We start from the raw sequence: 15,266 nt of genomic DNA, 5'->3' as shown, positions 1-15,266 counted from the left end.
CATAAATTTCTCAGTATTCAATCCAAACATAGTGAAATACCGTTATTTTAAGTCATCTTCCTCTATCGATTCATTTTCTTCTTTCATGGATTCTTTTTCTTTCTCTTCTCCCGCTGCCGGTTCTTTTTCTTCCTCTGTTGACTCAGCATCCAGCGTTTCCAAATGTTCTTGGTATTCCTGAACCAATTCTTCATCAAACGGTACGAGCGTTTCTTCGCTGGTTTCTATTTCATCCACCGTAGTGGCCGTCGCCATAGGCGTAGATAACTGCATTTCTACGCGGTGGGCACGCGGAATCGGCTTGGTGGCTATAGCAAAACCGAGCAAAATCAACGAAAACAATCCGAAGAAAGAATAAAAACCGTATTGTTCCGAAACCCCAATCGCCATCCCGAGCAACGGCGGAGCGGTTAACGCGCCTATACCGTAACAGAATAACAGGCTGCGGCTGACTTCTACCGTACTCATATTATTCGGTAATTCGTCATTGGCACGGGCAATACTTAACGCATACAACGTGAACAAACTGCACCCGAATAAAAAGGCAACCACATATTGCAACCAGTATGGCGAATGCTGTCTAAAAACAGCGACAATCCCGATGACTGCGGTAACGGAAGCAATTAAAGAACAAAATAAAATGGTATTACGTCGGCCGAATCGATCCGATAGACCGGCTACCGGCAATTGGCTGACGAACCCGCCGACCATGGAAATCATTAAATAAACGGAAATTTCACCAAGCGAAAAATCCAATTTCAACATAAACACCGACACCATAGTAAAAAAACCATTTACCAACATACCGCTGATAAAACTGGTAGCCAATGCCAAAGGCGATACCGCAAGAAAATGAGGAATACTGATACGTTCGCGTTCAGGAATCTCGGGCTGTTTCATTTTAGTGAGCGCAATAGGAATCATCGACATTACGACCAAAATAGTCGCCAACGTAAAAATGTTATTACTGGTTAATTCCAAACTAAGCAAACTAACCCCGAGAATGAAGGCAAGGTAAAAAATAATATTGTAGGTTGCCAGTACCCGACCGCGAGTCTCTACGTTGGTTTTTTCGCTCATCCAGCTTTCCACTAATAATAGTAAACTATAATGACAAAAACCGAGAACGATACGCAATACCCCCCATACCCACAAATCATCCACCATCATGTGGCTTAACGCGGCAATAGCAAAAATCGCACCGAAAACACTGAAAGAACGGATATGCCCGACACTCGATACAATACGATGGGCAAATACGGCGCTGAGTGCAGCTCCAACAAAGAAAGCCGCATTCAGGAAACCGATGATAACATCGTTTACCCCCATTTCCGCCAATTTAACCCCTGCAGAGTTAAGAAATAACCCGTAACCGAAAAACAGAAAGAAAATACCTGAAAATAGCGAATAAAATTTTGTCGTTTGCAAAAAAACTCCTTATCAATAGTAGGTTACACGGCCTAGCCTAATTGGTGATTCGTAAAAAAATCTTCCAAACAGCATTTTTATCTCTTCCCCATCAACAACCGCACGTTTTTGAATATTTTATACGGTTCGTATTCATCAAACGGAAGATGTTCGGCAACGGTGAAACCGACGATATCGCAGTTATCAAAGATGAATCTTTATATTATACTCATAACCGCCATGTTTATAAACTTCCCCTTAACTCCTCCCAGATACTAAACATCTTTCAGGATGATCCGGGTAAACGGGAACCCCATTATGAAAATAGAAATATCGCGTATTTCTCATAAATCAGGAGATATTACTTAAATATTAGTATTGTACTTGCAGAAGTTTCTTCCGCCTATACTTTCAGAAAACAACAATTCCAATAAAAGCTTTAAGTATAATGAAAACTTTTTAAGCAACGAATAACACGCTTAATAAGGCCTTGAAAATGAAATAAGAATAGCTAATATTACAAATATTCATTTCAAAAATGAGAATTTAATACAATGAACCTCAACGCCCTTCGCCTTTTTGTCGCTGTCGTACAAGACGGTAGTCTGTCCAAAGCCTCGAAAAAACTGAATGTGCCGATTGCCACCATCAGCCGTCAGATTGCCGAACTGGAGAAATCGCTCAACATTCAACTGTTTGACCGTTTTAAATCGGGCGTGAAGCCCACGATGGCGGGGCAACGGCTGTATGAGCAGGTTTACCTTTCCATCGATAATCTGGTCAATGCCGCACAGGTGCTGAATGAAGAACAGGCGGAACTGAAAGGCATTTTACGCATTTCCGCCCCGCCCAACTGCACGCCGGTGCTGGCGTGGATTGCCGATTTCCAAAGCCAATTTCCGCAGATTCAAATTCATTGTTCCTTAACCGATAATCTCTTGGATATGGCCGCCGACGGCATTGATGTGGCATTTCGAATGGGCGATCTGCACGGTGATCAGTTTATTGCCCAAAAAGTGCTGGAAGTACAGGCAAAATGGGCAGCTCATCCTAATTTATTAGCTCAACTAGGCACACCCCAAACGGTGCAAGATCTTTCCAATTTTCCATTGGCTGGCTGGGCAAGAAAAGGTGAAAAAACCTTATCAATCAATATGGGCAAAAAAACACTCAATCTCCCCTATCTATTCGCCAGTAACGAAAGCTTTGCCGTAGAATTTATGGCAAAACAAGGCAAAGCGGTTTGCTTGCTGGCGGATTACTCTGTGGAACATTTAGCCCGAGAATACGGTTTAGTGCCAATTTTACCCGATTTCGATAGCCCGAAATTTGCTTTAACAATGCTCTATGCGGCACATCGTTATCCTTCGAGTGTGGTAAGAGCATTTGTGGAGTTTGTGATGGGAAAAGTTAATAATTGAGTTGAGTGTTTGAATGGCAAGCGGTTGTTTTTTCAGAAAACTTTGCAAAAATTTCTTGAAAAATGACCGCTTGCAACTCGCCATTGCTCTTTTTTGTAAAGAGGGGTTAGGGGAGATTAGCGGAGATAAACCAACTAAACAGATTTACAAAAACAATCAAAACGTCCCCTTCACCATCTCCACTCTCTTCTCAACCCCATTTAAAATCGGTTCGGCAATATTTATAGGAATATGCTCTATCGAAATATCACTTAGTTTACGTACTGAAACACAAATCTCGTGCAATATTTCCTCTACAATTTGTGCCGATAATCCGGCTAATTTTGCGGTGTGGAAAATATGGCGTAGCTGGATTTTATCCCATAAATAATGTTTATTCTTTTCTCCGTGCCACGCCATGGCCATTTTAACTTTTTGCCTTTGCAAGCCATTCGGCTTAATCAGCGGATAAGCGGAGATCACATCATAAAATAGCGTAAGTTTATAGCGGTTATTCGGCGCTAAAAAAATACTGAAATTTTTGGCGTGTCCGTCAATCGCACAAAGCAACCAAAAGAGAATTTGAGCTTTAAAAAAATCTTTTTGATCTTCCATTGCATTCGATGAGCCTTTGAGCAACCGCATAATCGGCAAAATGCCAACTCCGCCATCGGCTTCATATTTGCGAGCAGGGGCGATATTGAAGGCTTGGCACATATCTTCTTGCGGCAGGCGGATAAGATGAGAATTATCTTTAGCCCAACGGCGATCAAAACGTTCAACAATCAACACTTGCGTGTTTCCGAAATGAGCAATTTCCGTACTAGGTACTTTCAGTCCGAATTTAGCGAGAATTTGCAAGCATAGCCATTCATTTTCACAACTGTCGGAAAGGTCAATCTGCCCCTGCCCGACTATGCCGATAGGTAGCTTAAAAATATGGGTTGTCGGTGTAGCGGCAAGCGGACGATGCCATTGCCCCTGATGATAAAGCAAAGCGGTTTTTTCCTGTGCGCCGGCAAGTGAGATGCGAAAATCTTCCTGCTCTTTCATTCCCAATGGTAAACTTTGATAATTGAGCAGAGTATGTTCAATCTCTTGTTCTGTCAGTGGTTGGGATAAAATAGATTTAATCGATGAAGGAGATTTGGCGTAAAGCTGAATTGCCCCGACACAATCCTGCCCGATCGCAGAAAGCAAATCAAAGGGAGATTTCGTTGTGGTTTGAAAACGCTGTTGAATGCGTGAACGAATTAGTTCGTTATCCGGCAATAAATTATCGAAAAAATTATAGACAACATCACCATGATAAACCTTATTTGATAGTGGTAAAGAAAGCGAAATGGCACGACTGCGAGAGGCTTCCAACCAACTAGGATAGTATTGAAACGCTGTTGAACCATCAGCAAATTTCCGCCATTCGCCCACTTCAATACCATTCATCGCAAGCGTCAAAATCTGATTTACCATACTTCACCTTCATCATCATACTGGATTTCCGAACTTTTCGGGCGGGGTTGAACAACTAACTCCAACTCTAAAGCGGTGAGAATATTAAACAACGTTTCGATTTTTGTGCCGTTAGGGTCATTTTCAAACACGGAAATTGTCGCTTGCTTGGTATTAGCAAACTTCGCCACTTCCGTTTGAGATTTTTTCTGTAAGTTACGGTACTCTTTTATTGCGTGAGCCAGCATTTGCGGTGTAGTCACAACCATTGGGAACATTTTAAACTTCCTTATACCATATAGAGGATAAAAGTAAGTTTATACCCTAAAAAGGATAAAATCAACAATATCCTTTATAGAGGATATTTTTACAAATGCAAAATCCCCTTGACCTTAAACCTACTTCAACCTTTATAATCCGCCTCCGTTACAAGCAGTCGTTTTTTCGTGAGTTTTGCAAAAATCCGCCGAAAAACGACCGCGCTTTTCATAATGAGAGAATGGTTATGCAACAAACTGAAATCAAGGGAATGGATAAACCTATTCCCGCTTTGTTATTGAAATTCACTCTACCGAGCATTGTTACCATGCTGTTTTTCGGGGTGCAGAACCTGATTGACGCCTTGGTGATCGGCAATGTGCTGGGGGCGACGGCGTTGGGCGGGGTGAACATTATTTTGCCGTTGTTCAGTGTGGAATTTGTGGTGGCCTTGATTGTCGGGGTCGGTATTCAGACGCTGGTGAGTCAAGGGCTGGGAAATAAAAATGCCGAACAGGTGCAAAATGCAGTGAAAACCGGCTTTATCGGCTTGGCGGTGGTGAGCCTTATCGCTTCATCGCTGTTATGGATTTTTCGTGAACCATTGGTTCGGGCAATGGGGGCGGACGATGTGTTGATGCCGCATGCGCTTGCCTATTTCAGCGGCCTGGTGCCGTTTATGCTGCCGATGACACTGGCGTTTTATCTGGATTTGCTGATTAAGGCATTCGGCAAACCGTTGCTTTCTACGCTGATTATGAGCAGTGCGGTGGTGCTGAATATTGTTCTTAGTTTAACCTTTGTGCTGTGGCTGGATTGGGGCGTGTTCGGGGCGAGTTTTGCGACCAGTATTGCGTTTAGTCTAGCGTTTGCGGTCGCACTGTTTTATCTGCCGAAACCTTATTCGCTGTTTAAAGGCAATTTTTCCCGTCGATTGCTGTTTAAAGCCTGCTACAACGGCTTGTCCGAAGGGGTGTCGGAGTTGTCGTCGGCGATTGCGGTGTTGATTATCAACCGCACCGTAATGGCAATGCTCGGGGCGGACGGCGTGTCGGCGTATTCGGCAATCAGCTATATTCAGTTTATCGGCGTGCTGGTCTTTTTGGGGATTTCAGACGGCCTGATTCCGGTAATGGCGTATCATTTCGGCGCGGGAAAAACCGAACGGCTGCAACGGATTTTTCTGTTTACCGCCAAAGTGAATGCCACGCTGGGGGTGCTGATTTTTACCGCCTTACAACTTTGGGGAAGTTACTTTGTCAGCCTGTTTTTCCAAAGCGGTGATCAAAAGGTGATTCAACTGGCCACTAATAGCTTGAAAATCTTTTCGTGGGTGTTTTTGGCGGAAGGTATTACGCTGCTGATTATCAGCTATTTCACCGCACTGGGTAATGCTTTTGGTTCAATGATTATTGCCGCCCTGCGCGGGGTGATTTTTATCGCTGTCGGAATGGCAATCCTGCCACCGCTGCTCGGCACCGACGGCATTTGGTTTACGCTCATCGGCAGTGAATTATTGGGATTGCTGGCGGCGGTATGGCTGGTACGGTGTTATCAATCAGCTCCCGCCACCAGTTCCACCCAACATTCATGGTAATCGCACAAACCGTGTTCGGGGTGATGAGCGGCGGCGAGATATTGAACGACGATATATTGCGGGCGGTAGCCCATTTCATAAGCCAGACTAATGAATCGGGCACTGTTGTCCCTGCCGTCCCGCCCGAAACGCAATAACCCGTTCAAATAAGGCATCGGCTGCCTATCGGCGGCACGGAGCACTTCCTCGCTGCGGTTCTCCGTCCACATGCCCGCCTGCCAGTGGTCGGGATTATCGGCATGGAGCAAATCCGCCGATTGAAACGGCACCAGGTATTTTTTCACCTCGTCCGTATCCTGCAAATTCACCCGATAAACCGGCGGCATTTGCCGATAAATCAGGGTCGGCTCCGCCTGTTCCAAGGCTTTGAGCCGTTGCAACGCCTGCTCTTTTAAATCAATTTTTGCCAAGGTTTGTTGCAGTTTGGCGATTTTCCCCTGCAACACCGCCCGGTTTTCATCTAACAACTGCGACAAATCCCCCGTCGTCATTTGCGGTATCTGCTTGATTTTACCAATCGGCACGTCCATTTCCCGATAATCCAGCACATCAAGCAAATCCAGCAGCGTGTTCACCGACACCTGCCGATAATCGTTCTGCCAATTCCGCTCGAACGCTACCAGCCCTTCTTTATCCCAGTAACGCAGAGTGGAAGCCGGTATATCCAGAATTTTAGAGACCGCCTTCAGGCTCAGGCCACCTTCCAACCAGTGCATATCCGCCGTTTTTTCCGTTTTCATCGTTTGACCTTGAACTTGGTTTAATCTTTATCATTATGCCTAATTTAGCAGCAAACGACATAAAAACCACCAAACATTTTCAGACAGTCTGCGCCTACTCCCTTAACGCCTCCAGCACCAGTTCAAACGCCCGTGAATGGTGTTTTCTGCTGGGATAATAAGCATAAAACGGTTCGTAAGTCATACGATAACCGCCAAGCAGTTCCACCAATTCGCCCGATTGCAATTCTTGTTCTACCTGTTTCAAGCCGACAAAAGCGATACCCAGATGATTTCTGACCGCTTGCAAAGGGTTGGTGTTAGCGATGATTTGCGCTTTGGATGTGTATTCGACCAGCTCGCCGTTTACTCGAAAATCCCACGTAATCGGCGGTCTGCCAGGGGCAAAGCGCACATTGATAAGCCGGTGATTATCCAGATCGGCAATATTTTTTGGCAGATTCTTATCGTGTAAGTATTGCGGTGTGGCAACGATTGCCGTAGTCAATGGCGGTGAAATTTTGACCGCTACCATGCCCTGTGCCACCTCATCGCCCAAGCGTACGCCCATATCAAACCCTGCCGAGACAATATCTACAAAATTGTTGTCGCTGTGCAGTTCCACCGAAATCAGCGGAAAATCGGCAAGCAGCCTGCCTAATTTAGGTAAAATCACGGTTTCTATCGCCATTTCGCTGGCGTTGATCCGCACTGTGCCGGTGGCGGAGTTCTGGTTTTCAATGAGCCTTTCCACCCCCAAGCCGATGGCGGCATAATGCGCGGCGATGTCGTTATACAGCGTCAACCCCTCTGGTGTGGGCGAGACGCTTCTTGTGGTACGGTTGAGCAAACGAATATTCAGGCGGTTTTCCAAGTTGGCAATGCTTTGCGACAGAGCGGATTTGGATACTCCCAGCTTTTCGCCCGCCTTGGTAAAAGTGCCCGCCTGAACAATGGTGATAAATAAATGTAGGTCGTCGAAATGAGGCATTATTTGGATTATCTAAACTGATAGTTAATATTTAGTTTATATATTTTAACAATATTCTTGCTTAGAATATATCTGTTTATTCGACAATCGGAAGTTTTTTTATGCAAAACATTACTTTGCATAATGTAGTGCCGCCATTACCGGCAACTTCGTACTGTCGGCAATCAACGGCACAATCCAAGCATTGATTTGTTTCGATCTTCATTCGCATCTAAATCAACGGCAATTATTTGGTAATTTTGGCATCCAGCGATAGTTTGCCTGCGCCGGTCACGAAAATAAATAAGAACGCCATAGCAAAAAGTACCGCCGGTTCGCCTTGATTGGCAAGCGGGTTAAAGAAGGTTGCCGTACTTGTGTGGAACATTAAATATGCCACAACCATTTGTCCCGCCAACAAAAATGCCGATGCGCGAGTAAATAAACCGATAGTAATCAATACACCGCCTACTGTTTCAATCAAACCGCCTACGCCCATCAGCGAAAATAACGGCATATCACCGGTCAATTTTTGTAAGCCGTGTAACAAAATTAAATAACCGATTACAACTCGGGCAATCAATAAAATCATCGGGCTTAAGGCTGTTGAGAATTTTTCAAATAAATTGTTCATAAAGCTTCCTTATTAATTCACGTTAAATTCGTTGCAGATTTTACTCAAATACAAATTTGCAACAAGATGCGATTTTGCAAAATAACTTTGCAAAAATAGAAAGATGTAATATCAAATAGAGTCATAAAATCAAAGATGAGATTGAATGAAAGAAAGAAAAATCAATAAAAAAATAACCCGGACAAAACCGGGCGTGATATCTTCGTAACTTTAAGCTTTCCTCTTTAGAACAGCTAAGGAGCTAAAAACTCCACCACTTTGCCAATCGTCCAATCCATATGTTTAGGATTGGAAAAAGGATGATCCGCCCCCTCAACCGCTATCAGTTCAATCACGTTATTGTCGGCAAACTCTTGCGAAGTAGCGATGTTTACCATTTCATCCGCCGTGCCGTGGATAATCAAAATATTATCGGCAAAATTAAAATACTCATATTGCTGAATATCACCCCGTTCAAGTTCATCTAAAAAGTCTTTACCGATTTTCATTTTGCGTTCGAAGCCGAGCATTACCTCCTTGCCTTTTGCCACTTTGTTGCGTTCATCTTCCGTCATATTGTCGAGCAAAGTTTGCCGCATTTGCACTGCGGGCGCACGCAAGGCGATTTTGGTGAACGGATTGCCTTTTTCGGCGATATATTTCAGAGCAAGATAACCGCCGAAACTGGTGGCATAGGCATACAGGTTTCGGGCGTGCAGTTTTTCTTTGGCGTAATCTGCCACCAGTCGTATATATTCCAAGCATTCCGTCACAGTGAGCTTTTTACGGGCGTCCGCACCATGAGCAGGCAAATCGAAAGCGATTGCCGCATAGTTTTTATATTTAGCGGCTAAACGTTCACCGAATTTGCTGTTGGATTTTACCTCTTTACTCGAACCGAAACCGTGCAGTATCAGCACTACATTTTCTGCGCTATGCGGCTCTTTGCCGTAAAACAGTTTGCAGCGAATACTGTGTCCTTGTTCGTTAATATCGAAATTCTTTTCCATTGCTTCACTTCCAAACAATTGTCGATGTACTGATTGTCATAATGAGATTCGAGAAAATAAAAGTGCGGTTAGGATAAGACGAGTTTTGTCGAAAGGCAAGCGGTGGAATGCTGTAAAAGCGTTACAAAATCCCACCGCACTTTAGCTATTTTAATTTTTCATAATCCGCCTCCGATACGGGTTCATGCCATTCGTTACTGGTGTTTTCACCGTCAAGTTCAACGGCTAAATGTTGGAACCATGAATCTCTTGCCGCGCCGTGCCAGTGTTTAACGTTGGCGGGAATATGCACGACATCGCCGGGATTGAGTGCTTGCGCCGGTTTACCCCATTCCTGATAATAGCCCCGTCCTGCGGTCACAATCAGCATTTGTCCGCCGCCTTTGGTGGCACGGTGGGTGTGCCAGTTGTTACGGCAGGCAGGTTCAAAAGTAACATTAAAGATTTTCACCTGCTCAGTAGAAATGGGCGCAAGATAACTTTGTCCGACAAAATATTGGGCATAGGCATCATTTTTTGCTCCAATCGGAAACTGGCTGAGAGCAGGCAAGGCAACGGACTTCACCGCTTGGATTTGCGTATCGGTTATGCCGTTTTTCTTGCTGATAGTTTCATGCGCTTCCAATTGGCTCTGTGTACCTTGCATATGGCTTAAAGCAGCAACGGTAATCAATTCCCGTTCTTGCCAATTCAACAAATCGCTGGCAAAAATATCGCCGAACAAATGGGTTTTCAGGTAACGGTCAATATCCGGCGAAAGAGCGGAAAGATCGACCTTTTGCCCTGTTAATTCAGTTTGTGTTTTACTGCCTAAAGCTAACATATCCGTGTTTGCCGGCAGTGACGTTGCAGTTTTGCCCCACTCGGTTTTCTCACCTTTATCCTGCCGTTCTTTTACTGCTTGTGACAATACGCCCAGGGCATTCAAGCTACGCGGAAAGCCGGTATAGGCATAAAGTTGTACCATCGCATCTTGAATTTCGTTGATGGTTAAACCGTTATTTAACGCCGTATTAACGGCAATTTTTAAATTTTCAGTATCGCCGTTGGCGGTAAGTGCGCCGATTTGTGCCAAACTGAATTGACGAGCGGAAAGTGTCATGTATTTTACTCCTTGTGTGTTTTCAATGGCAGGCTGAATGTCAGCGGCAAGAATTGCCGTTGGCAGGAAAAGCGCGGTTAGAAAAAGAAAGGTTTTTGCGAGTTTCATTTTAGGCGCCTTCCAGAATAATTTCCACTGTCGCCATACGGCTTGAGTTGCCTGTCATATGATGCATATACGGATGGAACGGGGCTATTTTCAGATCATCCGCTTCATTGATTTGTTTTAATATGTTGCTGTTTTGCATGGTCTACTCCTGTCTTATTCGGTTTTAAAGTGCGGTCGTTTTCTTCACTGTTTTTAATCCCCCCGGCAGCATTTATTCAGAATCTGTTCTGAATGGGTTATTCACCGCCGAAAACGGAAAACTTGCTTTTCTTATCCAAGCGGCTAAGCGTCGCCATTTCGTCATCACTTAACGCAAAATCGAAAATATCGATATTTTCACGAATATGGGCGGGATTACTTGAACCGGGAATGGCAATATTGCCTGCTTGCAGTTGCCAGCGCAGTAAGACTTGCGCCGGGCTTTTTGCATATTTTTTCGCCAGTGAAACGATTGTCGGATCGGCAAACAGGACATCTTTGCCACCGTTACCGTAACTATTGCGTCCTCCTAACGGATACCAAGCTTCCATTTGGGTTCCGTAATTTCTCAGAAACGCTTTAGTCTGTTTGTCCTGATTATAGATATGCACTTCATTCTGTACCACGGCAGGCGTAATGGTTGCCGCTTGCATAATACGGTTAAAGGTTTTGCGGTGATAATTGGATAAACCGATAGCACGTATTTTGCCCGCTTTAACGAATTGTTCCATGACTTTCCAAGCCTTTGTGTCATTTTGGTCGGGATAGTGCAACAGCAACAAATCAATGTAGTCCGTATCAAGTAAACGCAAACGTTCGTTGATTGCCGCTTCGGCATTAGCATAATCGCCGCTACCGTAGATTTTAGTCGTAATAAAAATCTCTTCGCGGGGAATGCCTGAATCACGCACCGCACGTCCTACCGCTTGTTCGTTGCGATACATACGTGCCGTATCGATCAGTCGATAGCCTGCTTTTAATGCTTCACCGACGGATTTTTCCGTCTGCTCCGGCGTTAATGTCCACACCCCGATACCGATAATCGGCATTTCGATACCGTTGTTCAGTTTCACAGTACGTTTTTTAAAATCAAAGGGATGGAAGATTTGACCCGCCGAATCCGCCGCTTTAATCACAGCATTCGGCAACAAGATTAAAGCCAGTGCGCCGGCTAAAGTTTTAAGGGTTTGACGTCGGGATAACATGATATTCTCCTTCTTTAAACAGAGGAACGGTTATTATTTGCCGACCTTATAAATTATTGAGTAAGTCGTTCAATTAACTGTTTCTGATAATTCGGCAATTCGCTACGGCTCACGCCTTGGAACACTAATGGCTGCAGATAAGTCATTCCGCAATGCAAAGCGGTGGCTTTCATCGGTAGAAATACATCGGCAAGTTCTACGCCTACACGTCCGTTTTTACCGTAGGTCGAACTACCGCCCGCCGCTGTAGATACCACCAGCATTTCTTTGCCCTTCCATAAATCAGGACCAACACTGTCCCAAACATCGTTTAGATAAGTTTTCAGCATTGGCGTAATATTGAACCAGTGGGTTGGAAAGATAAATACGACACGTTCGTGCGCCTGCATTAAACGGTATTCTTCATCGGCGTTAATGGCTCGACTGTCGAAACCGTAAATGCTTTCCAAATTACGCACGGTGATGCCTTGCACGCTCTCCGCCGCTTGTTGCAAGCCTTTAATAAAAATTGAGCGATCAGGGTATGGGTGCGACACAATTACCAAGGTTTTCTTGCTTGGCGTTTTTGCTGTCGCTGACATTGGAATAGTTGTCGCTACGGCTAATGCTACGCCGGCTTTTAATAATTCTCGACGATTCATTTTTTTCTTCCGATAGTTGTGGAAATTCAAGTCATTTAGCGTAAATACCAGGCAAAAGTGCGGTCGGATTTTTCATCGTTTTTCAGATCGCCACCTTTGCCAAAGACTGATTTTTACCAAGGTTGCGTAGTCGGACCGATGGTAAATTCGCTCACGTTAGTATCGTCCGGCTGATTCAGCGCAAACGCCACTACACTCGCCACGCGTTCGGCGGGAATTTCGTAAGTATCGTAAAGCTGACGATAGCCTTGCGACGTGTTTTTGTCGGTAATACCTGCCACTAATTCTGATTGAACCGCCGCCGGATAAATGGTTGCGGTGCGAATGTTGGTACCTGCCTGAGCCGATTCCATACGCAGACCTTCCATAATGGCTTTCACTGCCCATTTTGTCCCGCAATAAACCGAACCGCCCGGATATACTTTTAAACCCGCTACGGAAGATGTCGCCAATACATGCCCTGATTTTTGCGCTTCAAAGGTCGGCAACACCGCTGCAATACCGTTTAACACGCCTTTGATATTCACATCCACCATTTGATTCCAGTTGTCTGTTTCAAGTGCGGAAAGCGGAGAATTAGGCATTAACCCTGCGTTTAAGAAAATCGCATCCACCCTACCGAACTCACGTTTAGCCAAGTCTACCAATGCGCCGTTATCCTCGGGTTTCACTACGTCCGTCACACGGTATACCGCTTCCCCGCCCTTGCCTTTGATGTTGTTCACAATAGCTTTAAGTTTATCTTCGCGACGGGCGCCCAGCACTAATTTTGCGCCCTGCTCCGCTAATTTATAAGCCGTAGCTTCGCCGATACCTGACGAAGCGCCGGTAATAATCACGATTTTGTTTACGATGTTGTTCATAATCCTTTCTCCTTCAATTAATAATGGGTTCTGGTCGAATTCGACTGTTTGATAGATTTATCATACGCCTGAAGTTGAGTAATAAAAATTAAGAAATTCCGAATTCACTGTTTGGGAAAAGCGAATAATCTTTGGGAATAATGATAGGGGGAAAACGGGTAAATTATCGGTTTTCGGCGAATATAAAAGTCGATAATTCGAGTAAAGCACGATAGCGATTACAACACCTGCTACATAGCGCTAAAATTTAAGGTAATAATCGTTTTGAATTTTACATAAATTATTGACCGCACTTATTTTAACGATTTTTTGTCTTTTCGCTCATTTGCCTGTACAAAACCATATAATTGGTCATTAATTCATCTAAATAACTAGTGTTATCTATAATTTTTATGATCTATATCACAATTTCAGTTTAGCGTATTGGACGTTACCTAATAAATATCCTATGATGACACGGTTCAAGCACCAAATACTTAATAAAGGGTATTCGAGTGTTGAATACTTAACCATTTTGTCATATTGCTGTGACTTTTAATAAGTTTAACTAACCTAAATATTTAAGGAGTATCCATCATATGTTTTTAGGTGTTGTTGGTATGTTAATGATTGTGGTCATTGTTTGGGCATTGATTCAATCAAAAACCCATCCGGTGCCGATATTTGTTATTGTACCGATTATCGCCGCATTGATTTGCGGTTTCACGCCGGTAGAAATTTTCGGTTTTATCAAAGACGGCGTATCAAAAACCTGGTCTACTGCGGTACTGTTCATTTTCTCCATCGTTTACTTCTCTTTAATGGGCGACGTCGGTTTATTTGATCCGATGGTAAACTGGTTAGCGAAAAAAGCCGGTAACAACATTATGTTGGTTACTATTGCAACCTCGTTAATTTCCGTTGTCGCCCATTTGGACGGCGCGTTAGCTTCCACCTTGTTGATTACCATTCCCGCTATGTTACCGGTTTATAAAAAACTGCATATACGGCCGGTGGTACTGCTATGTATTATCGGGGCCTCGATGAGTATTATGAACCTGGTGCCATGGGGCGGTCCGGTTGCCCGTACCGGTGTGGTATTAAGTGCCGATGTAAACGAATTATGGAAAGAATTAATTCCGTTACAAATTGTCGGTTTGATTATTTTGGTTATTTTTGCCGGTTATATGGGGTTAATCGAAAAACGTCGCGGCGCGGGCATCAACCCGACAGGAAAAGCGGCGGAACTGGACGAAACACTGGTGCCGACCGACAGCGGTACATCAAAAGCGGATTTAGAAGCGATGAAACGTCCGAAACTACTTTGGTTTAATGCTTTATTAACCCTTGTCGTTATCGGTTTACTCTGCTTTACTAAAATCCCTCTGTACGGCGCGTTCATGTTCGGTTTGGCGGTAGCGTTGATCGTTAATTTCCCGGGCTCCAAAGCGCAAGCGAAAGCGATTAAAGTCCATGCGGATACCGCATTGACCATGCCGATGATTTTATTAGCTTCCGGTATTTTCCTCGGTGTATTAAGCGGCACTAAAATGATGGAAAATATGGCAATGCTCTTAATCAGCGTTATACCGAACGCTATCGGCGGCCACTTACAAGACGTATTCGGTATCTTAGGTTTACCAATCGGTATGCTGTTAGGTACGGACTCTTACTTCTTCGGCTTAATGCCGTTGGCTATCGGGGTCGGTGAACAATTCGGCGTAAGCGGTCAGGATATGGCGATGGCGATGTTGATATCCAAAAACTACGGTGTGTTGGTAACACCGCATGCGGCAACCACATTCTTAGCCTGTGGTTTGGCCGGTGTTGAAATCAAGGATATGCTGAAATTCTGTGCCCCGCGTCTTTGGGTGTTATCACTCATTTCGTTAGCCTGCGGCGCAGCGTTAGGATTATTTGCGCTGTAACAGCAATATTCCATGATAAAAAACCTCACAAAATTTGT

The 15,266-nt window shown here is 44.3% G+C and carries 15 protein-coding genes; 3 read left to right on the top strand and 12 right to left on the bottom strand.

Translation table 11 applies throughout. From position 1 onward, the window contains the following. Window positions 1–42: 42 nt before the first annotated feature. The gene (locus ASUC_RS06890) at window positions 43–1,428 is read right to left on the bottom strand and encodes an MFS transporter (protein ID WP_012073054.1); all 1,386 of its coding nucleotides are present in this window, start codon (window positions 1,426–1,428) and stop codon (window positions 43–45) included. A gap of 533 nt (window positions 1,429–1,961) precedes the next feature. Between ASUC_RS06890 and ASUC_RS06880 the strand changes: the two genes are divergently transcribed. Continuing rightward, on the top strand, window positions 1,962–2,828 hold the full coding sequence (locus tag ASUC_RS06880) for a LysR family transcriptional regulator (protein WP_012073053.1): 867 nt from the start codon (window positions 1,962–1,964) through the stop codon (window positions 2,826–2,828). A 156-nt stretch (window positions 2,829–2,984) separates the two neighbouring features. Here ASUC_RS06880 and ASUC_RS06875 read toward each other — a convergent pair whose 3' ends face one another. Next, complete coding sequence (locus tag ASUC_RS06875; RefSeq protein WP_012073052.1) at window positions 2,985–4,277, bottom strand: type II toxin-antitoxin system HipA family toxin; 1,293 nt, start codon at window positions 4,275–4,277, stop codon at window positions 2,985–2,987. Then, window positions 4,271–4,525 carry a helix-turn-helix domain-containing protein gene (locus ASUC_RS06870; protein WP_041834778.1) on the bottom strand — a complete coding sequence of 85 codons (255 nt, stop codon included), beginning with the start codon at window positions 4,523–4,525 and terminating at the stop codon, window positions 4,271–4,273. Before ASUC_RS06870 ends, ASUC_RS06875 begins: the two co-directional genes overlap by 7 nt. Window positions 4,526–4,761: 236 nt before the next feature. On the opposite strand from ASUC_RS06870, the gene ASUC_RS06865 reads away from it, so the two are divergent. Beyond that, window positions 4,762–6,111, top strand: coding sequence for an MATE family efflux transporter (locus ASUC_RS06865; protein WP_143228884.1), 1,350 nt, complete (start codon window positions 4,762–4,764; stop codon window positions 6,109–6,111). Here the strand turns inward: ASUC_RS06865 and ASUC_RS06860 are convergent. The 9 genes from ASUC_RS06860 to ASUC_RS06825 all read right to left on the bottom strand — a co-directional run bounded on the left by ASUC_RS06860 (window position 6,069) and on the right by ASUC_RS06825 (window position 13,321). After that, a complete protein-coding gene (locus tag ASUC_RS06860; RefSeq protein WP_012073049.1) occupies window positions 6,069–6,851 on the bottom strand; it encodes a MerR family transcriptional regulator in 783 nt (260 codons plus the stop codon). The two genes, ASUC_RS06865 and ASUC_RS06860, sit on opposite strands and share 43 nt — an antisense overlap. 94 nt (window positions 6,852–6,945) lie before the next feature. Continuing rightward, the gene (locus ASUC_RS06855) at window positions 6,946–7,821 is read right to left on the bottom strand and encodes a LysR family transcriptional regulator (RefSeq protein ID WP_012073048.1); all 876 of its coding nucleotides are present in this window, start codon (window positions 7,819–7,821) and stop codon (window positions 6,946–6,948) included. 226 nt (window positions 7,822–8,047) lie between these two features. Beyond that, window positions 8,048–8,434, bottom strand: coding sequence for a DoxX family protein (locus tag ASUC_RS06850; RefSeq protein ID WP_012073047.1), 387 nt, complete (start codon window positions 8,432–8,434; stop codon window positions 8,048–8,050). 233 nt (window positions 8,435–8,667) lie between these two features. Continuing rightward, entirely contained in the window at window positions 8,668–9,423 is a 756-nt protein-coding gene (locus ASUC_RS06845; RefSeq protein ID WP_012073046.1) for an alpha/beta hydrolase, read from the bottom strand. A gap of 145 nt (window positions 9,424–9,568) precedes the next feature. Beyond that, entirely contained in the window at window positions 9,569–10,633 is a 1,065-nt protein-coding gene (locus tag ASUC_RS06840) for a carboxymuconolactone decarboxylase family protein (RefSeq protein ID WP_012073045.1), read from the bottom strand. Window position 10,634: 1 nt separating this feature from the next. After that, window positions 10,635–10,772 carry a hypothetical protein gene (locus tag ASUC_RS11250; RefSeq protein WP_012073044.1) on the bottom strand — a complete coding sequence of 46 codons (138 nt, stop codon included), beginning with the start codon at window positions 10,770–10,772 and terminating at the stop codon, window positions 10,635–10,637. A 97-nt stretch (window positions 10,773–10,869) separates the two neighbouring features. Beyond that, window positions 10,870–11,817, bottom strand: coding sequence for an aldo/keto reductase (locus tag ASUC_RS06835; RefSeq protein WP_012073043.1), 948 nt, complete (start codon window positions 11,815–11,817; stop codon window positions 10,870–10,872). 53 nt (window positions 11,818–11,870) lie between these two features. Next, a complete protein-coding gene (locus ASUC_RS06830; protein ID WP_012073042.1) occupies window positions 11,871–12,458 on the bottom strand; it encodes an NAD(P)H-dependent oxidoreductase in 588 nt (195 codons plus the stop codon). Between the two features lie 113 nt (window positions 12,459–12,571). Then, window positions 12,572–13,321, bottom strand: a complete 750-nt coding sequence (locus ASUC_RS06825) for an SDR family oxidoreductase (RefSeq protein WP_012073041.1) — start codon at window positions 13,319–13,321, stop codon at window positions 12,572–12,574. 578 nt (window positions 13,322–13,899) lie between these two features. On the opposite strand from ASUC_RS06825, the gene ASUC_RS06820 reads away from it, so the two are divergent. Continuing rightward, window positions 13,900–15,228, top strand: coding sequence for a CitMHS family transporter (locus tag ASUC_RS06820; protein WP_012073040.1), 1,329 nt, complete (start codon window positions 13,900–13,902; stop codon window positions 15,226–15,228). The last annotated feature ends 38 nt before the right edge of the window (window positions 15,229–15,266 follow it).

The sequence above is a fragment of the Actinobacillus succinogenes 130Z genome, from assembly GCF_000017245.1.
Lineage (GTDB): Bacteria > Pseudomonadota > Gammaproteobacteria > Enterobacterales > Pasteurellaceae > Exercitatus > Exercitatus succinogenes.
Note: the sequence above shows the minus strand (reverse complement) of the source record. Positions and strands in the feature narration are given on the sequence as shown.

Coding starts and splice junctions, on each gene's coding strand:
- ASUC_RS06880 (WP_012073053.1), top strand. CDS start 1,962: ATGAACCTCAACGCCCTTCGCCTTTTTGTCGCTGTCGTACAAGACGGT.
- ASUC_RS06875 (WP_012073052.1), bottom strand. CDS start 4,277: ATGGTAAATCAGATTTTGACGCTTGCGATGAATGGTATTGAAGTGGGC.
- ASUC_RS06870 (WP_041834778.1), bottom strand. CDS start 4,525: ATGGTTGTGACTACACCGCAAATGCTGGCTCACGCAATAAAAGAGTAC.
- ASUC_RS06865 (WP_143228884.1), top strand. CDS start 4,762: ATGCAACAAACTGAAATCAAGGGAATGGATAAACCTATTCCCGCTTTG.
- ASUC_RS06860 (WP_012073049.1), bottom strand. CDS start 6,851: ATGAAAACGGAAAAAACGGCGGATATGCACTGGTTGGAAGGTGGCCTG.
- ASUC_RS06855 (WP_012073048.1), bottom strand. CDS start 7,821: ATGCCTCATTTCGACGACCTACATTTATTTATCACCATTGTTCAGGCG.
- ASUC_RS06850 (WP_012073047.1), bottom strand. CDS start 8,434: ATGAACAATTTATTTGAAAAATTCTCAACAGCCTTAAGCCCGATGATT.
- ASUC_RS06845 (WP_012073046.1), bottom strand. CDS start 9,423: ATGGAAAAGAATTTCGATATTAACGAACAAGGACACAGTATTCGCTGC.
- ASUC_RS06840 (WP_012073045.1), bottom strand. CDS start 10,633: ATGAAACTCGCAAAAACCTTTCTTTTTCTAACCGCGCTTTTCCTGCCA.
- ASUC_RS11250 (WP_012073044.1), bottom strand. CDS start 10,772: ATGCAAAACAGCAACATATTAAAACAAATCAATGAAGCGGATGATCTG.
- ASUC_RS06835 (WP_012073043.1), bottom strand. CDS start 11,817: ATGTTATCCCGACGTCAAACCCTTAAAACTTTAGCCGGCGCACTGGCT.
- ASUC_RS06830 (WP_012073042.1), bottom strand. CDS start 12,458: ATGAATCGTCGAGAATTATTAAAAGCCGGCGTAGCATTAGCCGTAGCG.
- ASUC_RS06825 (WP_012073041.1), bottom strand. CDS start 13,321: ATGAACAACATCGTAAACAAAATCGTGATTATTACCGGCGCTTCGTCA.
- ASUC_RS06820 (WP_012073040.1), top strand. CDS start 13,900: ATGTTTTTAGGTGTTGTTGGTATGTTAATGATTGTGGTCATTGTTTGG.